The 24,399-nt window shown below is 54.6% G+C and carries 29 protein-coding genes; 27 read left to right on the top strand and 2 right to left on the bottom strand.

Annotation, left to right across the window (positions count from 1 at the left end; translation table 11 throughout):
- The 26 genes from AC1RSM_RS16735 to dsbD all read left to right on the top strand — a co-directional run.
- On the top strand, nt 1–3,627 hold a 3,627-nt coding region (locus tag AC1RSM_RS16735), incomplete at its 5' end, for an Ig-like domain-containing protein (protein WP_492933686.1).
- A 578-nt stretch (nt 3,628–4,205) separates the two neighbouring features.
- Nucleotides 4,206–4,802 carry a transglutaminase-like cysteine peptidase gene (locus AC1RSM_RS16730; RefSeq protein ID WP_492933685.1) on the top strand — a complete coding sequence of 199 codons (597 nt, stop codon included), beginning with the start codon at nt 4,206–4,208 and terminating at the stop codon, nt 4,800–4,802.
- Nucleotides 4,803–4,901: 99 nt separating this feature from the next.
- Nucleotides 4,902–6,842, top strand: a complete 1,941-nt coding sequence (locus AC1RSM_RS16725) for a bifunctional diguanylate cyclase/phosphodiesterase (protein ID WP_492933684.1) — start codon at nt 4,902–4,904, stop codon at nt 6,840–6,842.
- Nucleotides 6,843–7,118: 276 nt separating this feature from the next.
- Nucleotides 7,119–7,487 (top strand): 50S ribosomal protein L14, encoded by a 369-nt coding sequence (rplN, locus tag AC1RSM_RS16720; RefSeq protein WP_003805375.1) that lies wholly within the window; start codon nt 7,119–7,121, stop codon nt 7,485–7,487.
- Between the two features lie 14 nt (nt 7,488–7,501).
- On the top strand, nt 7,502–7,822 hold the full coding sequence (gene rplX / locus AC1RSM_RS16715; RefSeq protein WP_492933683.1) for a 50S ribosomal protein L24: 321 nt from the start codon (nt 7,502–7,504) through the stop codon (nt 7,820–7,822).
- Nucleotides 7,823–7,834: 12 nt separating this feature from the next.
- Nucleotides 7,835–8,374 (top strand): 50S ribosomal protein L5, encoded by a 540-nt coding sequence (gene rplE / locus AC1RSM_RS16710; protein ID WP_492933682.1) that lies wholly within the window; start codon nt 7,835–7,837, stop codon nt 8,372–8,374.
- 10 nt (nt 8,375–8,384) lie between these two features.
- Complete coding sequence (gene rpsN / locus AC1RSM_RS16705) at nt 8,385–8,690, top strand: 30S ribosomal protein S14 (protein WP_492933681.1); 306 nt, start codon at nt 8,385–8,387, stop codon at nt 8,688–8,690.
- Between the two features lie 11 nt (nt 8,691–8,701).
- Nucleotides 8,702–9,097 carry a 30S ribosomal protein S8 gene (gene rpsH, locus AC1RSM_RS16700; RefSeq protein WP_492933680.1) on the top strand — a complete coding sequence of 132 codons (396 nt, stop codon included), beginning with the start codon at nt 8,702–8,704 and terminating at the stop codon, nt 9,095–9,097.
- Between the two features lie 12 nt (nt 9,098–9,109).
- Entirely contained in the window at nt 9,110–9,643 is a 534-nt protein-coding gene (gene rplF / locus AC1RSM_RS16695) for a 50S ribosomal protein L6 (RefSeq protein ID WP_492933679.1), read from the top strand.
- A 21-nt stretch (nt 9,644–9,664) separates the two neighbouring features.
- Nucleotides 9,665–10,018, top strand: coding sequence for a 50S ribosomal protein L18 (rplR, locus tag AC1RSM_RS16690; RefSeq protein ID WP_009459977.1), 354 nt, complete (start codon nt 9,665–9,667; stop codon nt 10,016–10,018).
- Nucleotides 10,019–10,030: 12 nt separating this feature from the next.
- Nucleotides 10,031–10,552: a 30S ribosomal protein S5 gene (gene rpsE, locus AC1RSM_RS16685; protein WP_003805367.1), complete on the top strand. Its 522-nt coding sequence runs from the start codon at nt 10,031–10,033 to the stop codon at nt 10,550–10,552.
- 3 nt (nt 10,553–10,555) lie between these two features.
- Nucleotides 10,556–10,741: a 50S ribosomal protein L30 gene (rpmD, locus tag AC1RSM_RS16680; RefSeq protein WP_003805366.1), complete on the top strand. Its 186-nt coding sequence runs from the start codon at nt 10,556–10,558 to the stop codon at nt 10,739–10,741.
- Nucleotides 10,742–10,752: 11 nt separating this feature from the next.
- Complete coding sequence (rplO, locus tag AC1RSM_RS16675) at nt 10,753–11,193, top strand: 50S ribosomal protein L15 (protein ID WP_094198139.1); 441 nt, start codon at nt 10,753–10,755, stop codon at nt 11,191–11,193.
- A 12-nt stretch (nt 11,194–11,205) separates the two neighbouring features.
- Nucleotides 11,206–12,531, top strand: coding sequence for a preprotein translocase subunit SecY (secY, locus tag AC1RSM_RS16670; RefSeq protein ID WP_003805363.1), 1,326 nt, complete (start codon nt 11,206–11,208; stop codon nt 12,529–12,531).
- 9 nt (nt 12,532–12,540) lie between these two features.
- Entirely contained in the window at nt 12,541–12,759 is a 219-nt protein-coding gene (gene infA / locus AC1RSM_RS16665) for a translation initiation factor IF-1 (RefSeq protein ID WP_003805361.1), read from the top strand.
- Nucleotides 12,760–12,793: 34 nt separating this feature from the next.
- The gene (rpmJ, locus tag AC1RSM_RS16660) at nt 12,794–12,907 is read left to right on the top strand and encodes a 50S ribosomal protein L36 (RefSeq protein ID WP_003805360.1); all 114 of its coding nucleotides are present in this window, start codon (nt 12,794–12,796) and stop codon (nt 12,905–12,907) included.
- 36 nt (nt 12,908–12,943) lie between these two features.
- On the top strand, nt 12,944–13,309 hold the full coding sequence (rpsM, locus tag AC1RSM_RS16655; protein WP_003805346.1) for a 30S ribosomal protein S13: 366 nt from the start codon (nt 12,944–12,946) through the stop codon (nt 13,307–13,309).
- 14 nt (nt 13,310–13,323) lie between these two features.
- Complete coding sequence (gene rpsK / locus AC1RSM_RS16650) at nt 13,324–13,722, top strand: 30S ribosomal protein S11 (RefSeq protein ID WP_003805343.1); 399 nt, start codon at nt 13,324–13,326, stop codon at nt 13,720–13,722.
- 11 nt (nt 13,723–13,733) lie between these two features.
- The gene (gene rpsD / locus AC1RSM_RS16645; RefSeq protein WP_153231430.1) at nt 13,734–14,357 is read left to right on the top strand and encodes a 30S ribosomal protein S4; all 624 of its coding nucleotides are present in this window, start codon (nt 13,734–13,736) and stop codon (nt 14,355–14,357) included.
- Between the two features lie 153 nt (nt 14,358–14,510).
- Nucleotides 14,511–15,494, top strand: coding sequence for a DNA-directed RNA polymerase subunit alpha (locus tag AC1RSM_RS16640; RefSeq protein WP_003805337.1), 984 nt, complete (start codon nt 14,511–14,513; stop codon nt 15,492–15,494).
- A 202-nt stretch (nt 15,495–15,696) separates the two neighbouring features.
- Entirely contained in the window at nt 15,697–16,083 is a 387-nt protein-coding gene (gene rplQ / locus AC1RSM_RS16635) for a 50S ribosomal protein L17 (RefSeq protein WP_189392886.1), read from the top strand.
- 414 nt (nt 16,084–16,497) lie between these two features.
- Nucleotides 16,498–17,583: an LLM class flavin-dependent oxidoreductase gene (locus tag AC1RSM_RS16630; protein ID WP_492933678.1), complete on the top strand. Its 1,086-nt coding sequence runs from the start codon at nt 16,498–16,500 to the stop codon at nt 17,581–17,583.
- Nucleotides 17,584–17,689: 106 nt separating this feature from the next.
- Nucleotides 17,690–18,226 carry a flavin reductase family protein gene (locus tag AC1RSM_RS16625; protein ID WP_492933677.1) on the top strand — a complete coding sequence of 179 codons (537 nt, stop codon included), beginning with the start codon at nt 17,690–17,692 and terminating at the stop codon, nt 18,224–18,226.
- Nucleotides 18,227–18,358: 132 nt separating this feature from the next.
- The gene (locus AC1RSM_RS16620; RefSeq protein WP_492933676.1) at nt 18,359–19,333 is read left to right on the top strand and encodes an AraC family transcriptional regulator; all 975 of its coding nucleotides are present in this window, start codon (nt 18,359–18,361) and stop codon (nt 19,331–19,333) included.
- A gap of 47 nt (nt 19,334–19,380) precedes the next feature.
- On the top strand, nt 19,381–19,764 hold the full coding sequence (cutA, locus tag AC1RSM_RS16615) for a divalent-cation tolerance protein CutA (protein WP_492933675.1): 384 nt from the start codon (nt 19,381–19,383) through the stop codon (nt 19,762–19,764).
- 36 nt (nt 19,765–19,800) lie between these two features.
- The gene (gene dsbD / locus AC1RSM_RS16610) at nt 19,801–21,723 is read left to right on the top strand and encodes a protein-disulfide reductase DsbD (RefSeq protein WP_492933674.1); all 1,923 of its coding nucleotides are present in this window, start codon (nt 19,801–19,803) and stop codon (nt 21,721–21,723) included.
- A gap of 116 nt (nt 21,724–21,839) precedes the next feature.
- Here the strand turns inward: dsbD and hemB are convergent, their stop codons facing one another.
- Together hemB and yihA are read right to left on the bottom strand one after the other, a co-directional pair.
- Entirely contained in the window at nt 21,840–22,859 is a 1,020-nt protein-coding gene (hemB, locus tag AC1RSM_RS16605; RefSeq protein WP_492933673.1) for a porphobilinogen synthase, read from the bottom strand.
- The gene (gene yihA / locus AC1RSM_RS16600; protein ID WP_492933672.1) at nt 22,856–23,479 is read right to left on the bottom strand and encodes a ribosome biogenesis GTP-binding protein YihA/YsxC; all 624 of its coding nucleotides are present in this window, start codon (nt 23,477–23,479) and stop codon (nt 22,856–22,858) included. The genes hemB and yihA overlap by 4 nt, the downstream gene beginning before the upstream one ends.
- A gap of 157 nt (nt 23,480–23,636) precedes the next feature.
- On the opposite strand from yihA, the gene AC1RSM_RS16595 reads away from it, so the two are divergent.
- Nucleotides 23,637–24,341, top strand: coding sequence for a c-type cytochrome (locus AC1RSM_RS16595; RefSeq protein ID WP_492933671.1), 705 nt, complete (start codon nt 23,637–23,639; stop codon nt 24,339–24,341).
- The last annotated feature ends 58 nt before the right edge of the window (nt 24,342–24,399 follow it).

The following is a 24,399-nucleotide window of genomic DNA, read 5'->3' as shown; positions in this document are numbered from 1 at the left end:
CTGGCCAAAGACAGCAATGTCCACGCCAAGGTCGAGACCGAAGATGCGGCGGGTAACCCAGCCAGCGCTGAAGCTGACCGTGGCTACGGTGTGGATACCGATCTGCCAGAAGCCGCTATTACGATCGACACCATCGCTGGCGATGATGTGATTAACAAGGCTGAGTCCGAGTCTGACGTGACCATCACTGGTACGGTGGGCGAAGATGTGAAGGCTGGCGATACCGTGACCGTGACGGTTAACGGTAAGGATTACACAACGACTGTTAATGCCGATGGCAAGACCTGGAATGTAGACGTTCCAGGCGCCGAACTGGCCAAGGACAGCAATGTTCACGCCAAGGTCGAGACTGAAGACGCGGCAGGCAACCCAGCCAGCGCTGAAGCTGACCGCGGCTACGGTGTTGACACCGAGTTGCCAGAAGCCGCCATTACCATCGACACGATTGCTGGCGACGACGTCATCAACAAGGCTGAATCTGAGTCCGACGTGACCATCACCGGTACCGTGGGTGAAGACGTCAAGGCTGGCGATACCGTGACCGTGACGGTTAACGGTAAGGACTACACCACCACCGTTAACGCCGACGGCAAGACCTGGAACGTGGACGTTCCAGGTGCCGAATTGGCTGCTGATTCGAACGTACACGCCAAGGTCGAGACCGAAGATGCGGCGGGTAACCCAGCCAGCGCTGAAGCCGACCGCGGCTACGGTGTGGATACTGAGTTGCCAGAAGCGGCGATCACCATCGACACGATCGCTGGCGATGACGTGATCAACAAGGCTGAGTCCGAGTCTGACGTGACCATTACAGGTACGGTTGGCGAAGATGTGAAGGCTGGCGACACTGTCACGGTGACCGTGAACGGTAAGGACTACACCACCACCGTTAACGCCGATGGCAAGACTTGGAACGTAGATGTTCCAGGCGCCGAATTGGCCAAGGACAGCAATGTTCACGCCAAGGTCGAGACCGAAGACGCCGCAGGTAACCCCGCTTCTGCCGAAGCCGACCGTGGCTACGACGTTCAGCTTGCTTTGCCTAAGGCCGAGATCGCTATCGATACCATTGCTGGTGATGATGTGATCAACAAGGCTGAGTCCGAGTCCAACGTTACTCTGACAGGTACTGTGGGCCAAGACGTCAAGGCTGGCGACAAGGTTACTGTGACCGTTAATGGCAAGGACTACACGACCACCGTTAATGCGGATGGCAAGACTTGGAACGTGAATGTTCCAGGCGCTGAGTTGGCTCTGGACGACAATGTCCACGCTAAGGTCGAGACCAAGGATGCTGTTGGTAACACTGCCAGCGCTGAGGCTGATCGCGACTACGGTGTACAAACCACGTTGCCTGAAGCAGATATCACTTTGGATCCGATCGCCGGTGACGGTGTGCTGGATCACAAAGAAGCTGGCGACGGCAAGGGCACGATCGATGTGACCGGTACCGTTGGCAAGGATGTTCAGCCAGGCGACACCGTGACGCTGACAATCGGTGGTAAGGAATACACCGGTACCGTTGGCAATGATCTGACCTTCAAGATTCCAGTACCTGTACAGGATCTGCTGAAGAACGATAAGGTCGATGCCAAGGTAACGACAACTGACTCGGCTGGTAACAGTGCCTCTGCCGATGACTCCGGTCCTTACACGCTGGATGTGGATCAACTGATTGTTGATGGCAACGGTGGTGGCAATCCGAAAGGCGGTGTGGGTGATGACGTTATCATCGGCGACCGCGGCGGTGTACAAGAAAACATCGTTCACGGCCAGAGCTACAACATTGCCATCTTGGTTGACCGCTCCAACAGCATGAAGGAAGCCTCTGGTACGGACAATATGAACCGTATGCAGTTGCTCAAGGCCGCACTGACGACCTTGGCCGAGAGCTTGGCCAATCATGAAGGCGGCACGGTAAACCTGAGCATCATTGGCTTCGGTACCAAGGCTGATGCGCCTCTGGTCTTCAAGGATCTGACGCATGCTGATCTGATCAAGCTGTTGAACTCGATCGATACATTGAATGGTTACAACTCCAGTTGGAACTCCAATGTAGGTGGCACCAACTATGAAGCAGCCTTTAAAGCGGCTGAAGCATGGTTCAAGACTGGTGATGCACCGGCAACTGATAAGAACGGCAACGCTTATGAAAACGTTACCTACTTCCTGACCGACGGTAACCCGACCCAATATGGCACTGGCCAAGGTGCAGGTAGTGGCTACGACGCTACTGCTGATTCACGCGGTAAAACTGCTTACGACAGCTTGGTGACGTCCTCGGGCAGCAAGGTTTACGCCGTGGGTATTGGTAATGACGTGAGCGTGGATGTTCTGCGCAAGTACGACAACACCGGTACCGAGGTTGTTGACGTGGTCCGTGGCGACAAGGAAGTTACTAACTTCGACAACGGCCGTCATGACGGTTGGGTCCAAGCTAACGGTAACGGTACTGTAGGCGTCAAGTATGTGAGCGGTAGCAACCGACTGGAAATCACCGATACCTACAGCCGCAATGGCGATACTGCGACCACGGTTCGTGGCCCAGGTATGACTGTCGCTGCGGGTAGCTATGGCAAGCTGAGCTTCTACTACTCGGAAAGCGGCCGTAATAGCCAGGACGTGTTCCAGTGGCAGCTGCAGAAGTACAACGAGAAGACCGGCAAGTGGGAAGTTGTTGAGTCTGGAAACCGTGTGAATAGCAGCGGCACCATCACGACCAAGCCAGTAGGCGAAGGTCAGTACCGCTTCGAGTTCCTGGTGGATGATCGCTCCAGCAGCAGCAACTACAAGGTCTACATTGATGACGTCACGATGTTGTCCTCTGGTAATCCAAATGATTGGAGAGAGGTCAATAAGGTTGACATCGTCAACACCAAGGAAGACTTGGATGCAGCCTTGAAGGGGGGTTCGGTAACGAATGATCCAGCACCTGTTGGTAATGACCACATCATTGGCGGCGACGGCAATGACATCATCTTCGGTGACACGATCAACACTGACGGTGCAGTTCTGCCATGGCACGAAGTGGGTGGACGTCCTGATAACTTGCCTGATGGCTCCGGTCTGAAGGCGCTGGAAGTGTTCTTGCAAATGAAGAACGGTGGTACTCCAGCGACAGGCAATGATATCTATGACTACATCAAGGACAACCACGAAGCCTTCAATGTCGATGGCGACAAACGTGGCGGCGATGACATCCTTGATGGTGGTAAGGGTAACGACATCCTTTACGGCCAAGGCGGTAATGACATCCTGATCGGTGGTGCCGGCGACGACATCATGTTCGGCGGTGAGGGTGATGACACCTTTATCTGGAACAAGGGTGACGAAGGTACCGTTAATAAACCAGCCGTGGATTACGTGATGGACTTTGGTGACTCGGGTACCGACACCTTGGATATCACTGATCTGCTGTCGGGCCATGACCTCAATAGCGGCGACCTGAGCCAGTACCTGACGGTAGGCCGTTCGGATAGCGGCAAGATGGAAATCGGTATCAGCTCTCAAGGTAATGGTCAGATTGATCAGAAGATCATTCTGGACAATATCGACTTTGACGCGGAGAAGGCAGCTCAGATCGCTAACTCGCTGAAAGACGGTACTTTGAAGTCTTCTGATTTCTAAGATGTCTGCCACATAGGCGCTACCTGCGGGTGGTGCCCTAAGCCCCACAAGCCTTTTTGGGTTTGTGGGGTTTTTTTATATGCGAAGCTTGTCGTCAGCGCCAATAGTAGGCGACAGGGGTTTCTGGCTATGATCTTGATAAATCGGAGAAAAGAGTTGGTTTTGTTGCGATGCTCTGTATGGATACCGTTTCGGTTAGGCTCGACCAAGCTGCTTTATGGAGCAGATACAGGCTGGCGCCAGGTGTTTTGTAAAGGCGTAACGCAGCCGGATACAAGATCAGGCGTAAAGCCGGCCCAGGACCATGTTGGCGAGCGTCAATATGCCTTTATTTGGGCTTGAGTTTTACCCAGGCCCAGGTGATTTCGGGCTATTTAAGAGAAACTCTTCTGTAGGGCGGTTTTAAGCGCTTTGACGATTGCCAAGTACTAACTAAATAGGCAAGCTAGAACGCCGTTATAAGGGTTTGCTTATTTGGGATTGACGTGCTCTTGTCTTTTGCCTGGCTACGCCTTTTTCTTCGATCTAAGATTGCGCTGTTTGTGCTGGTCGCACTGCTGGTTTTGGTGTGGCTGCCGATGTCGGCGCCTGCCTTGCAGTTCGAAGCAACAAAGATCCGTCAGACGGCCGTCTCCCGTTTTGGCGCCCGTGCGGGTACCGCCGTGGATCGCTGGCTGGCTAATCTGGAGTCCGCCCGTTCCTTGGGTGAACGCCGCCAGTTAGATGCGGTTAATGATTTCTGGAATATGAATGTAATGGCAGGCGAGGATATTCATATTTGGGGCCAGCTGGATTATTGGGCAACCCCAATAGAAACCTTGGGCAAAGGTGCTGCTGACTGCGAGGATTTTGTTATCGGCAAGTACTTTTCTTTGTTGCACCTGGGCGTGCCCAATGAAAAACTGCGATTGATTTATGTACGAGCTCAGGTGGGCGGTCAAAGCATTGCGCACATGGTGTTGGGCTACTATCCCACGCCGCAGGCTGAGCCTTTGCTACTGGATAACTTGAGCGGCTCGATCCGGCCCGCCAGCCAACGGCCTGATTTAACCCCTGTGTTTAGTTTTAACTCACAAGGGGTGTATGTGGGTAATACCCAGAAAGGCTCTGTAGATAGCATCAGCCGCTGGCGTGGTTTGCTGGAAAAAATGCGTAAGGAAGGTTTTGTACCGTGATGCTGACCGCCAATTTGGCGTAATGGCAGGTGATGGACAAACCCTGGGACACCCGTCGGGGTGGGCTAGACCAGAATTTATGGAATAAACGGAAGCGCTATGTCTTTACTTAAACAGCTCTTGCTGAGTGTCTCGTGCGCGATTCTTGCTATTTTGATTGGCACGCTGTGGTTCAGCGTCGATTCAGCAAGGCAGTATTTGAGCAGTCAGTTGCAGGCTCAGGGTGAGTCGGCCGCGACCTCGTTGGCCTTGACCTTGTCACAGCCCAGCAACCAGGACCCGGTGACACAGGAACTGCTGATTGCCGCCTTGTACGACACCGGGCAGTTTGAGCGTATTCGCTTTGTTGATACCTCTGATACGGTTTTGGTGGAGCGTAGTGCTCAGCAGGAAACGCAGATCAGCGGCTCTTCGCCTGTGTGGTTCGCCAACTCTTTGCCGATTGATGTACCTGTGGCCTCGGCCCATGTCAGTAATGGCTGGAACCAGATTGGCACGATCGAAGTTCAGCCTGCCGATGAGTATGCTCGCGCCAGCTTGTGGAAGAGTTTTGTACGGGTCACTTTGCTCGTATTAGGTGCTGGCATTGCATGGGGCGTGTTTGTCCTGATGGTCATGGCCTGGTTGCGTCGCGCTTTGCGTGAACATGTGCAGTTCGAGCTGCAGCAAATGGATCAGAGTGAATCTGTCCCTAGCCGTAAAAAGGTCCGCATCATTCCTGAGCTGGAAGAGGTCACGCACACTTTAAGTACGGTTCAAAAGCGCATACGAGTCAGCAGTCAGGAACAGAATGCCCGAATCGAACAATTGCAGCTGGAGCTCAATTGCGACCCTGTTACTGGATTGGCCAACCGCAAATACTTTGTGAACCTGTTTCGTCAGGTCCTGCAGCAAGATGAGGGTGGCCATGTGCTGCTGTTCCGTCAGCGAGACTTGCTGGCCTTGAATACGTCTTTGTCGCGGGATGCCGTGGATGGCTGGTTAAAACTGGTCACGCAGCGCTGTGCAGAGTTATTGCAAAAACATGGCATGGATGCCAGTAATCTGGCCCGCTTGAATGGGTCGGATTTTATCGTGTTGCTCAAAGGGCAGACCGGGCCTCAGGTTATGGGCTTGGCGCAGGAACTGCGCAAGGCGCTACAAGAGCTGCGTCAGCCGCTGCCGGATGGCACTTTGTGTCGCTGGGCCATGGCGATGACTAATTACGAAGGTCAGGATTCGCTCAGCGCAGTCATGACTCGTCTGGATAATGCCTTGATGCGCGCCGAAGGGGCAGGGCACCAAGAGGTGGAGTATCGTCCGTCCGAAGGTGGCCATAATGAAGCGGGCTCGTCGATTGGGGAGCAAGAGTGGCATTCACGTATTGAGCGGGGTCTGGCGCAAAATCGCATTGAACTGAACGTGAAACCTGGCGTGGAGGTCTGGGGCCAACCTGGGCCAATCTACGATGCCACTTTAAGTTTGTTAGCGGAGCAGCCTGGGCAGGACAGTTTGCCCGCCTATTTATTTATTCCGGTCGCGGTACGTCTGGGTCTGTCCGGACAGTGTGACCTACGTACCATGCAACTGGCTTGCGATTGGTTGGGCAAGCACGAAGGCAGTCTGAGCGTACGCGTATCCTGGGCCTCGGTGATCAAACCGGGGTTTGGCGATCAGGTGGCTGAAGTACTGGCCAAAGCAGGCGACAGGGCCAAGCGTCTGATTATTGAGCTAGACGCTTATTGCCTGAGCGAGCACGATGCGGAAACGGTCGCCTTTGTTGATAGTTTGCGCCCCTACGGCGTACAGTTTGGGCTTCGCCGAGTGCTGGAGCAGCCTGAGTCCATTCTATGGCTGCATCTGATGGCACTGAAGTATATTGTGCTGGATGATGAGCGTGCCCAGACCTTGCAAGCCGAGGTGGGTGGCCGCCATTTGCTGACTGCCTTTCTGCAAAGTTTGCAGGAACTGGGAATTGGCTTGCGCCGGGTGACGCGCGCTACCAATAGTGCTCAGCTGGACGAGTTGTTGCGTGAAAACGCCGTCCCGCCAAGAACTTAGCAAATTTATTCTTGTTTTTCGGGACTTTATTTGCTAGTATATGTGGCTTACCTCTTCATATTGGCCGGGGCAGCTTAGCCGCCTATCGGGGTGGAGTGGTAATACAACGTTTTGTCTCTCGCAAGATTTCAACCTAGGGTTCGGCTTGCCGGACCAGATCGAGATCGGGTTTACGGTATCGAACTGGCTGGATCCGAATCTGACGGGACCAAAACTGGTTGTGTGACCCGGTCATTCTGGCTGGATCGTTGCAATTAAGTTGGAACAGGAAAAATCATGATTCAAATGCAGACCACGCTGGACGTGGCCGACAACACAGGTGCGCGTTCTGTAATGTGCATCAAAGTGCTGGGCGGCTCGAAGCGCCGTTATGCCGCAATTGGTGACATCATTAAAGTTACCGTTAAAGAAGCGGCCCCGCGCGGACGCGTCAAAAAAGGCGAAATCTACAACGCTGTAGTGGTTCGTACCGCTAAGGGCGTGCGCCGTAAAGACGGTTCGCTGATTCGTTTCGGTGGCAATGCCGCCGTATTGCTCAATGCCAAGCTGGAACCCATCGGCACCCGTATCTTCGGACCCGTTACGCGTGAACTGCGTACCGAGAAGTTCATGAAGATTGTGTCTTTGGCTCCCGAAGTGCTGTAAGGAGCGCGAAAAAAATGCAAAAAATTCGTAAAGGCGACGAAGTTATCGTGCTGACCGGACGTGATAAAAAACGCCGTGGCACAGTACTGCAACGCGTCGATGCAGACCACGTTATCGTGGAAGGCATCAACGTCGTCAAAAAACACGTTAAAGCCAATCCTATGGCTGGCACGCAAGGTGGTATCGTCGACAAGACTATGCCTATCCACATCTCGAACGTTGCTCTGTTCAACCCAGAAACCGGCAAGGGCGACCGCGTTGGTATCCAGGTGATCGACGGTGAGAAGACGCGTGTTTATCGTTCCAGCGGCAAAACCGTTGGCGCCAAGGCTTAAGGGGCGGATAACATGACACGTTTACAAGAGTTCTACCGCGAAAAAGTGGTTGCCGACCTGCAAAAGCAGTTCGAGTACAAGAGCATTATGGAAGTACCGCGCATCACCAAGATCACTCTGAACATGGGTGTCTCGGAAGCGGTTGCTGACAAAAAGGTTATCGAGAACGCGGTAGCAGACATGACCAAAATTGCTGGTCAGCGTCCTGTTGTCACGAAAACCCGCAAAGCTATTGCCGGTTTTAAGATTCGCGAAGATTACCCGATCGGTTGTATGGTGACCCTGCGCGGTCAACGCATGTACGAATTCCTGGATCGTCTGGTTGCTGTGGCTCTGCCTCGCGTCCGTGACTTCCGTGGTGTGTCGGGTCGTGCGTTTGACGGCCGTGGCAACTACAACATGGGGGTTAAAGAGCAAATCATTTTCCCCGAAATCGAGTACGACAAAATCGACGCAGTGCGTGGTCTGAACATCAGCATCACTACTTCTGCCAAGACGGACGAAGAGGCCAAGGCGCTGCTTAGCGCGTTCAGCTTCCCGTTCCGCAACTAAGGGGCGCAACGTGGCTAAACTTTCCCTCATCAATCGCGACATCAAGCGCGCTAAGCTGGCTGAGAAATTCGCCGCTAAGCGTGCAGAACTGAAAGCGACCATTGACGACCAGTCCAAGTCTGACGAAGAGCGCTACGAGGCTCGTTTGCAGTTGCAACAATTGCCACGCAACTCGAACCCGACCCGCCAACGCAACCGTTGCGTTGTCACCGGTCGCCCTCGTGGTGTTTTCAAGAAATTCGGTTTGACTCGCCATAAAGTGCGCGAAATGGCAATGCGCGGCGAGATCCCCGGTATGACCAAGGCCAGCTGGTAGGAGAAATACACATGAGCATGAGCGATCCAATCGCCGATATGTTGACCCGCGTGCGTAACGCGCAAATGGTCAACAAGACATCGGTCAGCATGCCCTCCTCGAAGCTGAAAGCAGCTATTGCTGCTGTGCTGAAAGACGAAGGCTACATCGAAGACTTCCGCATTGCTGGCGAAAAAGCCAAGCCAGAGCTGGAAATCACCCTGAAATACTATGCCGGCCAGCCAGTCATCGAGCGCATCGACCGCGTTTCGCGTCCTGGACTGCGCATCTACAAAGGCAGCACGAACATCCCTCAAGTCATGAACGGCTTGGGCGTTGCTATCGTCTCCACGTCTCGTGGCGTGATGACCGATCGCAAAGCACGTGCAGCTGGCGTCGGTGGCGAAGTGCTGTGCTACGTGGCATAAGGAGAACATCATATGTCACGTATCGCTAAGTATCCCGTTTCCCTGCCTCAAGGCGTAGAAACGAACATTGCCGCTGATCAGATCACGGTCAAAGGCCCTCTGGGCACTTTGGTTCAAACTCTGACTGGCGACGTCACCATTGAACTTCAAGACGGTCAGCTGTCTTTTGCTGCTGCGAACGAAACTCGTCACGCAAACGCAATGTCCGGCACCGTGCGTCAACTTGTCAACAACATGGTTGTTGGCGTGAGCGCCGGTTTCGAACGCAAGCTGAGTCTGGTAGGTGTGGGTTTCCGTGCCTCCGTCCAGGGTAATGCCTTGAAGTTGCAGCTTGGTTTCTCGCACGACATCGTGCACGAACTGCCTGAAGGCGTAAAAGCCGAATGCCCAACTCCGACTGAAATCGTGATCAAGGGCTCGAACAAACAGGTGGTTGGTCAGGTTGCCGCAGAAATTCGTGGCTATCGTCCACCAGAGCCTTACAAAGGCAAGGGTGTACGTTACGTCGGCGAACGCGTCATCCTCAAGGAAACCAAGAAGAAATAAGCCCGCAGGCAAGGACGAATCATGGACAAGAAACAATCCCGTATGCGTCGTGCAGTGGCTACTCGCCGCAAGATCGCCGAGCTGCGCGTACACCGCCTGTCGGTGCATCGCACGAATACGCATATTTACGCGAGCATTATCTCGCCCGAAGGCGACCGCGTTCTGGTCAGTGCTTCCACTGTCGAGACCGAAGTTCGCAAAGAATTGGCCGTTGGCAGCAACGTAGCGGCAGCCAGCCTGGTTGGCAAGCGCGTCGCCGAAAAGGCGAAGGCTGCGGGCATCGAGACGGTTGCTTTTGACCGCTCGGGCTTCCGTTACCATGGCCGCGTGAAAGCGCTGGCCGAGGCCGCGCGTGAAGCCGGCTTGAAATTCTAAAGGAATTATCAAATGGCTAAAGCACAAGGCAGACAGGCTCCAGAGCAAGAGCGCGATGATGGCCTGAAAGAAAAGATGATTGCGGTCAACCGCGTCAGCAAAGTGGTCAAAGGTGGTCGCACCATGAGCTTTGCGTCGCTGGCCGTAGTCGGTGATGGTGATGGTCGTATCGGCATGGGTAAGGGCAAAGCCCGCGAAGTTCCCGTTGCTGTTCAGAAGGCAATGGAACAGGCCCGTCGTGGTCTGATCAAAGTGCCTCTGAAAAACGGTACTTTGCACCACACGGTCGTAGGTAAGCACGGTGCAGCTACCGTTCTGATCTCGCCCGCTGCTGAAGGTACTGGCGTTATTGCCGGTGGCCCAATGCGCGCTATCTTCGAAGTGATGGGCGTGCGCAACGTCGTAGCTAAGAGCCTGGGTTCCAGCAACCCATACAACATGGTTCGCGCTACATTGAACGGTTTGCGTGCTTGCTCGACACCTGCTGATATTGCTGCCAAGCGCGGCAAGACAGTTGAAGAAATTCTGGGGTAAGTCATGGCACAGAAACAAATCAAAGTTACGTTGGTGCGTTCGGTCATCGGCACTAAGCAAAGCCACCGCGACACCGTTCGCGGCCTGGGTCTGCGCCGAGTCAACACCAGCCGTGTATTGGTTGATACTCCTGAGGTTCGTGGGATGATCCGCAAGGTGGATTATCTGGTTACGGTCTCGGAAGCCTGAAAGGAATCGGGATGTCTGAATTGCAATTGAACAATCTCAAGCCCGCCGCCGGCGCCAAACACGCAGCACGTCGTGTTGGTCGCGGTGTAGGCTCTGGCTTGGGTAAAACCGGCGGACGTGGTCATAAAGGCCAAAAATCCCGCTCCGGTGGTTTCCACAAGGTCGGTTTCGAAGGCGGTCAAATGCCTTTGCAACGTCGTTTGCCTAAGCGTGGTTTCACCACTTTGGACGACCATCTGTACGCAGAAGTGCGTCTGTCCGAACTGCAGAAAATGGACGCTGAAGTTATCGACGTCCAGGCACTGAAACAGGCTGGCGTAGTTGGCCAAATGGTGCGTTACGCTAAAGTCATCAAGTCTGGTGAACTTTCCCGTAAAGTTGCGCTGAAAGGCATTAATGCAACGGCCGGCGCTCGCGCCGTGATCGAAGCAGCCGGCGGCTCGCTGGAATAAAAAGGGGTCACGGTGGCAAAAGCTCAGGCACAGAGTAAGTCGGGTCCGCGCTACGGCGATTTGAAACGTCGTCTCGTTTTCCTGTTGCTCGCCCTGATTGTCTACCGCTTGGGTACGCACATTCCGGTACCAGGCATCAATCCAGATGCCTTGTCCGAACTGTTTACTCAAAACCAGAGTGGTATTCTGGGTTTGTTTAATATGTTCTCCGGTGGTGCTTTGGAGCGATTCTCAGTGTTCGCACTGGGAATCATGCCCTACATCTCTGCGTCCATCATTATGCAATTGATGACCGCAGTGGTGCCCACGCTGGAAGCAATCAAGAAAGAGGGTGAGTCGGGTCGTCGCAAGATCACGCAATACACCCGTTACGGAACGGTCTTTTTGGCCTTGTTCCAGGGAGTTGGGATCTCCATCGCTCTAGAATCACAACCCGGTCTAGTCATTGACCCCGGGATGCTGTTTCGCTTCACGACAGTGGTAACACTGGTCACTGGCACCATGTTCGTCATGTGGCTGGGTGAACAGATCACTGAACGGGGGTTGGGTAATGGTATTTCCATTCTGATCTTCGCCGGTATCGTAGCGGGTCTGCCTAATGCTTTGGGCGGCATGCTTGATCTGGTGCGTACGGATTCCATGTCGATTCTATCGGCACTGTTTATCCTCGTTTTAGTAGCCGCCGTCACGTACTTCGTCGTCTTTGTCGAGCGTGGTCAGCGTCGTATCACGGTTAACTACGCCAAACGGCAAGTAGGCAATCGTATTTATGGTGGTCAAAGCTCGCATTTGCCGCTGAAACTGAACATGGCTGGCGTGATCCCTCCGATCTTCGCTTCGTCCATTATTCTGTTGCCAGCGACAATTGCTAATTGGTTCTCCAGCACGCCCGGTTTGGGTTGGCTGCGTGAAATCGAGGCTGCTTTGTCACCGCGTCAGCCGCTTTACATTACTTTGTTCTCCGCGCTGATCATCTTGTTCTGCTTTTTCTACACGGCCCTGGTGTTTAACAGCCGCGAAACTGCAGACAACCTGAAAAAGAGTGGGGCCTTCGTGCCAGGTATCCGTCCCGGCGATCAGACAGCGCGTTATATCGACAAGATTTTGATGCGTTTGACCCTGGCCGGTGCGATCTACATTACCTTGGTGTGTTTGGTACCAGAGTTCTTGCAAATGCGCTGGAATGTACCGTTTTATTTTGGCGGCACATCCTTGCTGATTATTGTTGTAGTAACCATGGACTTCATGGCGCAGGCCCAGGCCTATGTCATGTCACAACAATACGACTCGCTGCTCAAGAAGGCTAACTTCAAAGGCTCGAGCTTGCCGATGCGGTAATTCACGAAAATGGCAAAGGACGACGTCATTCAAATGCAGGGACAGGTTCTTGAGAACCTTCCCAACGCAACTTTTCGCGTCAAGCTGGAAAATGGGCACGTAGTGCTCGGATATATTTCAGGCAAAATGCGTATGCACTATATCCGGATTCTGCCGGGCGATAAGGTCACTGTGGAGCTCACGCCCTATGATCTATCCCGCGCACGAATTGTGTTCCGCTCCAAATAAGCGGCCGGTTACAGGAAACCTAGGAGTCAAACCCATGAAGGTAATGGCATCAGTAAAGCGGATCTGCCGCAACTGCAAAATCATTAAACGTCATGGCGTGGTGCGTGTCATTTGCACCGATCCACGTCATAAGCAGCGTCAAGGCTAAGTTGCCGAAACGCAACCGATTTAACAAGGAATAACCATGGCCCGTATTGCCGGCATCAATATCCCGCCGCATCAACACGCCGAAATCGGTCTTACCGCGATTTTCGGCATCGGTCGCACCCGCGCACGCAAAATTTGCGAAGCGTCGGGCATTGAATACTCCAAGAAAGTCAAAGATCTGACCGACGCGGAACTCGAGCGCATTCGCGAACAGATCGGCCTGTTCACCGTAGAAGGTGACCTGCGTCGTGAAGTTCAGCTCTCGATCAAGCGTTTGGCTGACTTGGGAACTTACCGCGGCATGCGTCATCGTCGTGGTCTGCCAGTGCGCGGCCAACGTACACGCACCAACGCTCGCACCCGTAAAGGTCCGCGTCGCGCCGCCGCGTCCCTGAAGAAATAATCGAGGAATAGAAGATGGCCAAAGCTTCTAGCAGCGCTTCACGCGCACGCAAGAAAGTCAAAAAAAGCGTGTCGGACGGGATTGCTCACGTCCACGCTTCTTTTAACAACACGATCATCACCATTACTGACCGTCAGGGCAACGCGTTGTCCTGGGCTACGTCGGGTGGCGCGGGCTTTAAAGGCTCTCGCAAATCCACGCCGTTTGCCGCGCAGGTTGCCGCTGAAACAGCCGGCCGTACTGCCATGGAATACGGTATTAAAAATCTTGAAGTTCGCATCAAGGGCCCCGGTCCCGGCCGTGAATCGTCTGTGCGTGCTCTGAATGCTCTGGGTATCAAAATTACCAGCATTGCAGACATCACACCGGTTCCGCATAACGGCTGCCGTCCGCCCAAGCGTCGTCGCATCTAAGGGGAAGCAAAGTGGCTCGTTATATTGGACCAAAGTGCAAACTCTCGCGCCGCGAGGGTACTGATCTGTTTTTGAAGAGCGCCCGTCGCTCGCTGGATTCCAAGTGCAAACTGGAATCGCGTCCTGGTCAGCACGGCCGCACCTCCGGTGCCCGTACGTCTGACTTCGGTCTGCAGCTGCGCGAAAAGCAAAAGCTCAAGCGTATGTACGGCGTGCTGGAAAAGCAATTCCGTAAATACTACGTTGAAGCTGACCGCCGCCGTGGCAACACCGGTGAAACGCTGATTCAGTTGTTGGAGTCGCGTCTGGACAACGTGGTTTACCGCATGGGTTTTGGCTCTACACGCGCCGAAGCTCGTCAGCTGGTTAACCACCGCGCTATCGAAGTCAACGGTCACACCGCTGACATCGCTTCCATGCTGATCAAAGCTGGCGACGTTGTTTCCGTCCGCGAAAAAGCAAAATCCCAAGGCCGTATCAAGGAATCCCTGGATCTGGCTACTGGTATTGGCTTGCCTCAGTGGGTTGAAGTTGACGCTGCCAAGCTGTCCGGCGTGTTCAAGCAAGCTCCTGATCGTGCAGATGTCGCTCAAGACGTCAACGAATCGCTGGTTGTTGAGTTGTACTCGCGTTAATTTTCTACGCGAAGACCGCTTATACAATGCAGTAAAGCCAAGCCCACTTCCCGTTTTTCGGCAAGTGGGCTTTGCGATACTTTCCCGCTGGCTTAGCCAGTTTCCGTCAGCCTTATCGGTGTAACGAGCCGAGGGTATTGAAAAGGAAATCGAATGTCTCAAGGTTTTTTGAAACCCCGTTCCATTGAAGTCGAACCAATCAGCAAAAATCACGCCAAGGTGATCATGGAGCCTTTCGAGCGCGGCTACGGCCACACTCTGGGCAACGCACTGCGTCGTATCTTGCTGTCCTCCATGACCGGCTATGCACCGACTGAAGTGCAGATCACCGGTGTGGTGCACGAGTACTCCACCCTGCCTGGTGTGGGTGAGGACGTGGTTGATATCTTGATGAACCTGAAGGGCGTGGTATTCAAGCTGCACAGCCGTGAAGAAGTCACCCTGATTTTGCGCAAAGAAGGCGCCGGTCAAGTTTTGGCCAGCGACATCGAATTGCCGCACGACGTTGAAATCATCAACCCCAATCATGTGATTGCCACCTTGACCGATGACGGCAAGCTGGAAATGCAGATCAAGGTTGAGCAAGGCCGTGGCTACGTGCCTGGTAACGTACGTGCTCTGGCTGATGACCGCACCCACACGATCGGTCGTATCGTTCTGGATGCGTCTTACAGCCCTGTGCGTCGTGTCAGCTACGCGGTTGAAAACGCCCGTGTTGAACAGCGCACTGACCTGGACAAGCTGGTTCTGGACATTGAAACCAACGGCGTGATCTCGCCCGAGGAAGCAGTTCGCCAGTCCGCTCGCATCCTGATGGATCAGATCTCTGTGTTTGCCGCTCTGGAAGGTGTGGGCGATGCCTACGAAGCCCCAGTGCGTGGCGCTCCACAGATCGACCCCGTGTTGCTGCGTCCTGTCGACGATCTGGAATTGACTGTTCGTTCCGCAAACTGCCTGAAAGCCGAAAATATCTACTACATCGGCGATCTGATCCAGCGTACCGAAAACGAACTGTTGAAGACACCAAACCTGGGCCGCAAGTCCTTGAACGAAATCAAGGAAGTGTTGGCTGCACGTGGTCTGACTTTGGGCATGAAGCTCGAAAACTGGCCACCACTGGGTCTTGAGCGTCCATAAGTAGTAAGCAAGACCGTAGTTTCCAGACGCCGTTTACACTTTTTTAGGTGTTTTGCACCTGAAAACAGTGTCAGCGGCGGCTGAAAATATGCTATTGTTTTGAGCTGTCCATCTGGTCCGCAGCCTAGCTGATAGAAGAACCGGATTAACGCATGTCGCATAAGCGGCGTGCCAATTAGATTCATTATTTAGGAAAATCATCATGCGTCACCGTCACGGTTTACGTAAACTGAATCGTACCAGCAGCCACCGTCTGGCCATGTTCCGCAACATGTCCGTGTCCCTGCTGACTCACGAAGCCATCAAAACCACGCTGCCTAAAGCTAAAGAGCTGCGTCGTGTTGTTGAGCCCCTGATCACTTTGGCTAAAAACCCAACCTTGGCAAACCGTCGTCTGGCTTTCGCCCGTCTGCGCGACCGCGATGCAGTTACCAAGCTGTTTGAAGTTATTGGCCCACGCTACCAAGAGCGCAACGGTGGTTACACCCGTGTTCTGAAAATGGGTTTCCGTCAGGGCGATAACGCTCCTATGGCATTCATGGAACTGGTTGATCGTCCAGAAGCTCAGGAAGAAGCCGCTGCTGAATAAGCGCCGCTTGTTTCTACCGTAGTACTGAAAACGGACTCTTTTGAGTCCGTTTTTTTGTGGCCGAAATCTTAGCCGCATTGAGCTAATGGCCGCTGTTCGGAGTAGCCTTAGCAGAAATCCGAACCTATCGGAAACTAGAGCCTTACTTCGCAATCCTGTCTGCAAACTCATGGCACAGAGTGCGATACTTTGCAGGCTAAAAACAAACAAAATAGCGAGGCAAGGCTCTGTTATGTAAGGGTTTTTACTAGGCCGACTAATTCGCATCGCTTTAAAGTTCAAATAATTGCAGGTTATTGATAAAGCCAGCAGTGATTCGATAGTGGGCGTCCATACTGATCCCTAAAATCTGCGCTATGTCAGGTTCGCTATGGTGGCGACCCGCAAAGAACGACGATTTTCAGGAGACTGGCGATGGCACAGAATACATTGCTCACACACGACAAGTTTTTGCTGGGCACCTTTGCCACCAACTGTGGTGGCGGTATGACGGTATCCACCTTGCCAGACCGTTGGCAGGCAACGTGGGAAAACAATTTGAAGTTGGGCAAGTTGCTGGACGATGCCGGTATCGATTTCATGCTGCCTATTGCGCGTTGGATCGGTTACGGCGGCGAAACTGACTTTCACGGCTACGTGCTGGAAACCGTTACTTGGGCCACTGCCTTGCTGGCGAACACTCGCAATATCAGCGTGTTTGCCACTGTGCACACCGTTGCCAACCATCCCGTGGTGGTCGCTAAACAGATTGCCACTATGGCGCATATGAGCGGCAACCGGGTGGGTCTGAACATTGTGGCGGGCTGGAACAAGCCGGAATACGACGCCTTGGGAGTGACACTGCCTGACGACCATGAAACCCGTTATGGCTATGCCCAGGAATGGTTCGATTTCATCAAGAAGATCTGGCACCACGATGGCCGCTTTGACTGGGACGGCAAATATTTCCAGGCCAAAGGTGTGTATGGAAATCCGCGCCCCGAATTCGATCCGCCTATCTTTAACGCGGCAGGCTCTGGCCAGGGCCGCGAGTTTGCCAGCCGCAATGCCAACTTCTTGTTCACGCCTGCCATGGAGCTGGACCGTTCCAAGAAAGAAGTGGCCGAGCTGAAAGCTCAAGGTGAAGCGTCAGGTCGCAAGGTTGATGTGATGACCTTCTCGCACGTGGTGTGCCGTCCTACCGAAGCGCAAGCCAAGGCAGAGTGGGAACGCATTATGAACAATATCGACAATGGTGCTGTGGACAATCTGATGCGTTTGCAGTTTGCCCATGCACACTCGTTCCCGCATGAGCTGCTGGAGCAGATTCGCGAGCGCATGGCGGCCGGTCACGGCGGGTTCCCGCTGGTGGGCACACCGGAACAAGTTGCGGATGGCTTGTGTGCCTTGCATGCCGCGGGCTTTCGGGGAACAACCTTGTCCTTTGTGGACTATGTGAAAGAGTTCCCGTATTTCCGTGATACTGTGCTGCCTTTGTTGCAGCAACGTGGTATCCGCTAAGAGAGGGATACGCTGGCTATCCTGGGGGGTAGTCAGTGCACGTGAGCCAAGCAGGCAGCTGGGTTGTTATGGCCTTGCTGCCCAATACGATTAGAAAAGGTGAATCATGCCTGTGGAATTGGCTTCCTTGCCGACGGACCAAGCGCCGGGAGTTTCTGCCGAGCAGTTCAAGTTGGCCATGCGCCATCTGGGCGGTACGGCCAATGTAATTACGGTGGAACATCAAGGCCAGCGTAGCGGCTTGACGGCAACCTCCGTCACTTCAGTGGCCGCCGATCCGGCCGAGGTGCTGGTGTGTGTCAACCAAAGTTCCTCGTCCTGGCCTTTGATGCGTGATAGTGGCGTTTTCGGAGTGAATATTCTGGGCGTGGAGCAGGCTGAGCTTGCTTTGCAGTTTGCAGGCTTTAAAGGTGAGCAAGGCGAGGCCCGTTACGCGGGTCACGATTGGCTGCGTACTGAGCATGGCATCTGGTTGGCACGTCAGGCACCCGCTGCTTTGGCCTGCCAGATTGTGGAAGTGATCGAGCGTCACAGTCACGCCTTGGTGTTGGGGCGTGTGCTGCAAGTGCACCATGCGCAAGAGGAGCAGGATTCACCCTTGCTGTATTGGCAGGGACGGTTCGGCCGTTTCCAAGGACAGTAAGCCCTTGGTTCAGGCACCTTTGGTCGGCGTGTGGATTTGCTGTAAGCCGGCCTAGGGATAGTCTCGATGTTGCAGTGCGGGAGGCTGTGCCACACTAGGGCACAGCTTTTTTTATCGCTTATCGCGACGCTCATGACCACCATACTGAATCGCTATGCCCAGCTGCATTCGCAGGATGTGGACTGCGTTCAGCACTACATCTCCCAGGTTTTCTGTCCGCACCGCCTGACCTTGGCGGATACGCGTCAGCGTCTGGACGCTCGTCTGTTCCTGCGTCAAGGCCAGGATGTGGCATATGGCCGCTTGCGCTATGGCGCTCAGGTGCAAATAGAGCCCCAGCCGCTGGACGACTTTTACCTGTTGCAAATTCCTTTGTCGGGACAAGAGCAAATCCATACAGCGCATGGCCGCTTTGCGTCCACGTCGCGCTTGGCCTCCATTATTAGTCCCACCCAGGCCTTCAGCATGGAACATAGCCTGGAGGCCGATAAGCTGTTCGTGCGTATTGGGCGTCAGGGTCTGGAACGGCATTACCAAGACTATTTTGCGCAGCCCTTGCGAGGACCGCTGGAGTTTCAGCCTTCCATTCCTCTGGATGAGCCCGGCGGTGCCAGCTTGCGTCGACTGCTGGATTGGCAGTTTGCCGAAGTGTCCGATGGCACCTTGTTTGATCAGGCTCGTCAGGTACGCCAGTTTGAGCAGACCTTGATCTATGCCTTGTTTGAGCTGCACCAACATAATCAACCGGCCCAAAAAACGGCGCCGGCCTTGCCGCATGTGTTGAGGCGAGCCCTGGACTATATGGAAAGCCAGGCCAGCCAAACCATCACGATTGGCGATATCGCTCAGGCGGCGGGCGTTAGTGTACGCAGTCTGTATGCCGGGTTTCGGGAGCATCTAGGCGTTGCACCCATGGCGCGCTTGAAACAGATGCGCTTGGAGGCTGCACGGCAATATTTGCTAAAGGGTGGCGTGTCGGTCACGCAAATTGCCCTGGCTTGTGGCTTTACTCATTTAGGCCAGTTTTCTGCGGACTACCGACGTTACTACGGCGAACGACCTTCCGAGACCTTGAGCGGTCAGAGTCGATCACGTGCGACGCTCTAAGCCCGGATTTCCGGCGCTACACTAGGGGCTCTGATTAGGAGCCCTGCATGTCTGATAGTCTCTCCAGTTCCAAACCCAAACTTGCTGTGACTGTGCCCGATCTGGATGCGCAGCAATTGGTGCTTGTGCAGACCACTGCACCCGATATGATGCTGGCCAAATATCTGGCGCATCATTTAGTTGAAGACGGAATTGTTGCCTGCGCGAACCTTGCGCCAAGTAGTTTGTCTATGTACATGTGGCAGGGGGAGTTACAAGGCGACGAGGAAATTACGCTGACTTTCAAGACCACAGTGGCCCGGCTACCGGAACTGGCAGATCGCTTGCGACAGCAGCATCCATACGAACTGCCTGAACTGATTGTTCTTCCTGTGGTTGGTGGTTTCACCGCCTATCTGGATTGGGTACGAACCCAGACGCAGCCCACCTGATTCAGATAGTTAAGCCTACAAAACTGGAATAGATTTGTGTCTTTGTCTTTGAAGCGTTCTCCGTTTTTCGTGCGGCCTATCAGCGCCTTTTTTTCCTTCTTCTTTGTTTTAATGCTGGCTTGGCTTGCGGCGGCCCCTTTGGCTGCCCACGCTGAAGAGGAGTTTCTGGACCCGGAGCAGGCATTTGTGCTGACCGCGGCCATGAGTGCGCCCGATCAACTGGATATTCATTTCCAGATTGCGCCCGAATACTATATGTATCGCAAGCGCTTTGACTTTTCGACAGCCAAATCTGAGCATCTGGGGACTCCCCAGTTTCCGGATGGTGAAAAGGTCTATGACCCAACCTTTGATGAGGTCATGGAGGTTTACCGACATTCAGTCACCCTGCGGGTCCCGGTTCTGGCAGATAGTTCCATTGGTCAGGATCTGAAGATTGATGTGGTCAGCCAGGGCTGCGCGGATGCTGGTTTGTGTTATTCCCCCTCTACGCAAACACTCACCTTGATCCCGACCGGACAAGGTTGGGAGGTGGCCGGACCGTTTGGTGTGGTGTCTGTACCGGCTCCAGGGCAAAACGCGGTTGAACCGAAATCCGACACAGGCGCTGCGGTGACGGCGCCCGAGACAGGCGGGATGGCGTCGGCATTGAGCCTGAGCGATGTGGGTTTGGCGGATTACCTGAAAGAAGCGGGTTGGGGCCAGATTGTGCTGCTGAGCTTTGTGTTCGGTTTGCTGCTGTCCTTTACGCCTTGCGTCCTGCCGATGGTGCCTATCCTGCTCTCTATCATTGCAGGCCGTAACCAGCCTGCTCCCTCGCGTTGGCATGGTTTGAAGATGGCCTTTGCTTTCGTGCTGGGTTTGTCCTTGGTCTACACCTTATTGGGTGTGGCCGCCGGTCTGCTGGGTGCTGGCTTGGCCAGCTGGCTGCAAAATCCTTGGGTATTGGGTCTGTTCGCGCTGATTCTGGTGCTGCTGGCCTTGTCCATGCTGGATGTCTTTACGCTGCAGGCTCCAGCTGGTTTGCAGACCCGTCTGAATGACAGAATGAACCGCCTGCCCGGTGGTCGATGGGGCGGGGTGTTCTTGATGGGAATGCTGTCTGCATTGATTGTGGGGCCTTGCGTGGCCGCGCCTTTGGCGGGTGTGCTGCTGTTTATCTCTCAGACGGGCGACGTGGTGCTGGGCGGTTCGGCGCTGTTTGCCTTGGCCTGGGGCTCTGGCGTGCTCTTGCTGGTGGTCGGTGCCGGTTCTGGCAAGGTCTTGCCCAAAGCAGGCGCCTGGATGGAAAGCGTTAAAACCGCTTTTGGTGTCTTGCTGCTGGCCACTGCGTGGTGGATGGTGTCGCCTTTGATGTCTGGCACGATTGCTGTGTTCGGCTGGGTGATCCTAGCGCTGTGGTCTGCTGCCTTGCTGGGCGCTTTCGGGCGCGGCACGGCGGAGCGCACGCCTTGGTCGGGCTTGCGACAAGGTGTGGGTGTTTTGCTGGCTGCGTGGGCCATCATGATGCTGGTCGGAATTGCGCTAGGCCGTCCCGGTGTCATCCGTCCCTTGGAGGGCCTGAAGTCTGCTGGCACGGTCGCTGCGGCGCAAAGCAAGGTGGAGTTCGAACGCGTGAAGACCTTGGCAGAATTGGAGCAGCGTTTGGCGCAAGCTACGCGTCCTGTGATGCTGGATTTCTACGCTGACTGGTGCGTTTCTTGCATCGAAATGGAAAACTTCACCTTCAGTGATCCGTCCGTAGCGCAACGCATGGCGCAGTTCGAATTGCTGCAGGTTGATGTGACGGACAACACACCGGAGGACCGGGAGCTGCTCAAGCATTTCCGTTTATTCGGGCCTCCCGGCATCATGTTTTTTGATTCCAAGGGGCAACAACTGGAGCAGCTGCGTGTGATTGGATTCCAGGACGCAACACGCTTTTCCAAGGTGCTGGATGAGGTTTTGGCTGGTGCTTAAACCCCGAATCAGATGATATGGACGCTAATGGCGTCTAACTGCGGGTAGATCGTCGTTTACAAGCAACAAAAAACGCAGCTCACGGGCTGCGTTTTTTGCGTTCTGATTGATGTGAATCAGGAGTTCTGTTCGCGCATCAAGGTGGCAGCTTCGATGGCGAAATAGGTCAGAATGCCGTCACCGCCAGCCCGTTTGAAGGCCAGCAGGGATTCCATCATGACTTTGTCGTGATCCAGCCAGCCGTTTTGCGCAGCAGCTTTGATCATCGCGTATTCGCCACTGACTTGGTAGGCGTAAGTGGGCATGCCAAAGGCGTCTTTTACGTCGCGCAGGATGTCCAGGTAAGGCAGGCCGGGTTTCACCATGACCATATCCGCACCTTCACGGATGTCAGCGGCTACTTCGCGCAGCGCTTCATTACGGTTGGCCGGGTCCATCTGGTAGGTGTTCTTGTTGGAACGCCCCAGGTTGGCGGCCGAGCCCACGGCGTCACGGAAGGGGCCGTAGAAGGCGCTGGCGTACTTGGCCGAGTAAGCCATGATGCGGGTGTGGATGAACTGCTCCTTGTCCAGTGCAGCGCGAATAGAGCCGATACGGCCATCCATCATGTCGCTGGGCGCCACGATGTCTACGCCAGACTGGGCCTGGGTTTGAGCCTGACGAATCAGCATGGCAACCGTTTCTTCGTTCAGGATGTGGCCGGCCTCGTCCAGAATGCCGTCCTGACCGTGGCTGGTGTACGGGTCCAATGCCACATCCGTCAGCACACCCAGTTCCGGGAATTGCTGCTTGAGCATGGCCACCACGCGTGGAATCAGGCCGTTCGGGTTGGCCGCTTCGCTGCCATCCGGCGTTTTCAGGGACGGGTCAATGGAGGGAAACAGGGACAGCACAGGGATGCCCAGTTCCACACATTGTTCGGCCACGCGCATGAGCTCGTCGGGTGAATAGCGCATGACGCCAGGCATGGAGCCCACTTGTTCCTTAACCTTCTCGCCTTCACGCACAAAGACCGGATAGATCAGATCGTCTGTGGACAGACGGTTTTCACGTACCAGACGACGGGAAAATTCATCGCGGCGGTTACGACGCAAGCGCGTATTGGGAAAGTCGGCAGGAGGAATAAAACGGGTCATGGAACAACCTTCGGAGAAATCCAGTTTTCGATGTATTCAGTGGCCTCGGGCAGGCCGATACGATCGGTGGAGGAGAAGGGCAGAGTGTGCAAAGCGCCAATTTCTTTCAATTGGCGACGGACCTCGGCCACAGCCTTGATGCGTTGACCATAAGGCAGTTTGTCGGCTTTGGTCAAAAGCGCCAGTACAGGCTTTCCGGTGGGTGCGATCCATTGGGCTAGACGTTGATCCAGATCTGTGACGCCACGCCGGATATCGACCAGCAGCACAATGCCGGCAATAGAGGGGCGGGTGACCAGGTAGTCGCCCAGGATCTCAGCCCAGTCCTGGCGTTCGTGGCGGGCGACAGCGGCATAGCCGTAGCCGGGCAAGTCCACCAGATGGCCCAAAAAGTCGCCCGGCGAGAGCGGGTCGGGGATACCGAACATATTGATCAGACGTGTTCGACCCGGCGTTTTACTGGAAAAAGCCAGTTTTCGTTGGTTGGCCAGCACATTGATGGCGGAGGATTTGCCCGCATTGGAGCGCCCCACAAAGCAGACCTCTGGAGGTCCGGGAGGAGGCAGCTGATCGATCTGAGCAGCTGAAATCGTGAAGTGAGCGCGGTGCAGTATCGACATGGTTGCAGCGTAATTCCATATTGGTTCAGCGCCTATTGTATAATCTCTCGATTTGAAACAGTAATGTCGTATTCCACTGGGTACTGACCAGCGGGTTACGGTGGCTTTTGCGGGGCGCATGCGGCACCCCGATTGATTCGCGATTATCGAGGTCCAAATGAAGCGTGCGCTTTCCCGAGTCGTTATCGCAAGCAGCCTGACGATGGCTTGCTCTGTGGTTTTTACCGCTAACGTGGCCAATGCAGCCGGTCTGCCTAAGCCCGATGCCGCCAAAGGCGAGCAGCTCTACCTGCAAGGTGAGATGTCGCGTGGCGTGCTGGCCTGTGTGACCTGTCACGGGGATGGCGGCAACAGTATTATTCCGGTGAACCCGTCCCTGGCTCACCAGCCTTACGAGTACCTGGTCAAGCAATTGCATGACTTCCGTGCCAAAGACGAAAAGTCCGTGCCATTGCGCCGTGGCCCTGAAGGTGCCAACAGCCTGATGACCGCGATTGCCGCTGGCATGACCGATGAAGATATGCAGAACGTGGCTCTTTACCTGTCTCAACAGACAGTGGATTGGGACCAGGCTGCTAACGCCAGCAAAGAAGACACGATGGAACGCGGCCAGAAGATCTGGCGTGGCGGTCTGCCCGAGCGTGGTGTTGCTGCCTGTGCCGCTTGCCACTCGCCTGATGGCGCTGGTATGCCCGGTCAGTATCCACGTCTGGCAGGTCAGCATCCTGCCTACATCGCAGAGCAGCTCAAACTGTTCCGCAGTGGTGACCGTGCCAATGGTCCTATGATGCATGACATCGCTGACCGCATGTCGGACTCCGACATCTCTGCTGTGTCAGATTTCGCAGCCGGCCTGCGTTAATCAGTCAAAGGGGGCCAATGGCCCCCTGACTGTCTAAAGCCTGATAGTCGCTTTGGCC

This window comes from Alcaligenes sp. GW821-FHT11D07 (genome assembly GCF_058808495.1).
This window is presented reverse-complemented; position numbering and strand designations above follow the sequence as displayed.

Coding starts and splice junctions, on each gene's coding strand:
- rplE (WP_492933682.1), top strand. CDS start 7,835: ATGACACGTTTACAAGAGTTCTACCGCGAAAAAGTGGTTGCCGACCTG.
- rplX (WP_492933683.1), top strand. CDS start 7,502: ATGCAAAAAATTCGTAAAGGCGACGAAGTTATCGTGCTGACCGGACGT.
- rpsK (WP_003805343.1), top strand. CDS start 13,324: ATGGCCAAAGCTTCTAGCAGCGCTTCACGCGCACGCAAGAAAGTCAAA.
- hemB (WP_492933673.1), bottom strand. CDS start 22,859: ATGACCCGTTTTATTCCTCCTGCCGACTTTCCCAATACGCGCTTGCGT.
- rpsH (WP_492933680.1), top strand. CDS start 8,702: ATGAGCATGAGCGATCCAATCGCCGATATGTTGACCCGCGTGCGTAAC.
- rplQ (WP_189392886.1), top strand. CDS start 15,697: ATGCGTCACCGTCACGGTTTACGTAAACTGAATCGTACCAGCAGCCAC.
- AC1RSM_RS16630 (WP_492933678.1), top strand. CDS start 16,498: ATGGCACAGAATACATTGCTCACACACGACAAGTTTTTGCTGGGCACC.
- AC1RSM_RS16725 (WP_492933684.1), top strand. CDS start 4,902: ATGTCTTTACTTAAACAGCTCTTGCTGAGTGTCTCGTGCGCGATTCTT.
- AC1RSM_RS16620 (WP_492933676.1), top strand. CDS start 18,359: ATGACCACCATACTGAATCGCTATGCCCAGCTGCATTCGCAGGATGTG.
- infA (WP_003805361.1), top strand. CDS start 12,541: ATGGCAAAGGACGACGTCATTCAAATGCAGGGACAGGTTCTTGAGAAC.
- rplO (WP_094198139.1), top strand. CDS start 10,753: ATGTCTGAATTGCAATTGAACAATCTCAAGCCCGCCGCCGGCGCCAAA.
- rpmJ (WP_003805360.1), top strand. CDS start 12,794: ATGAAGGTAATGGCATCAGTAAAGCGGATCTGCCGCAACTGCAAAATC.
- yihA (WP_492933672.1), bottom strand. CDS start 23,479: ATGTCGATACTGCACCGCGCTCACTTCACGATTTCAGCTGCTCAGATC.
- rplN (WP_003805375.1), top strand. CDS start 7,119: ATGATTCAAATGCAGACCACGCTGGACGTGGCCGACAACACAGGTGCG.
- rplF (WP_492933679.1), top strand. CDS start 9,110: ATGTCACGTATCGCTAAGTATCCCGTTTCCCTGCCTCAAGGCGTAGAA.
- rpmD (WP_003805366.1), top strand. CDS start 10,556: ATGGCACAGAAACAAATCAAAGTTACGTTGGTGCGTTCGGTCATCGGC.
- rplR (WP_009459977.1), top strand. CDS start 9,665: ATGGACAAGAAACAATCCCGTATGCGTCGTGCAGTGGCTACTCGCCGC.
- cutA (WP_492933675.1), top strand. CDS start 19,381: ATGTCTGATAGTCTCTCCAGTTCCAAACCCAAACTTGCTGTGACTGTG.
- AC1RSM_RS16625 (WP_492933677.1), top strand. CDS start 17,690: ATGCCTGTGGAATTGGCTTCCTTGCCGACGGACCAAGCGCCGGGAGTT.
- rpsM (WP_003805346.1), top strand. CDS start 12,944: ATGGCCCGTATTGCCGGCATCAATATCCCGCCGCATCAACACGCCGAA.
- AC1RSM_RS16730 (WP_492933685.1), top strand. CDS start 4,206: ATGTCGGCGCCTGCCTTGCAGTTCGAAGCAACAAAGATCCGTCAGACG.
- AC1RSM_RS16595 (WP_492933671.1), top strand. CDS start 23,637: ATGAAGCGTGCGCTTTCCCGAGTCGTTATCGCAAGCAGCCTGACGATG.
- rpsE (WP_003805367.1), top strand. CDS start 10,031: ATGGCTAAAGCACAAGGCAGACAGGCTCCAGAGCAAGAGCGCGATGAT.
- AC1RSM_RS16640 (WP_003805337.1), top strand. CDS start 14,511: ATGTCTCAAGGTTTTTTGAAACCCCGTTCCATTGAAGTCGAACCAATC.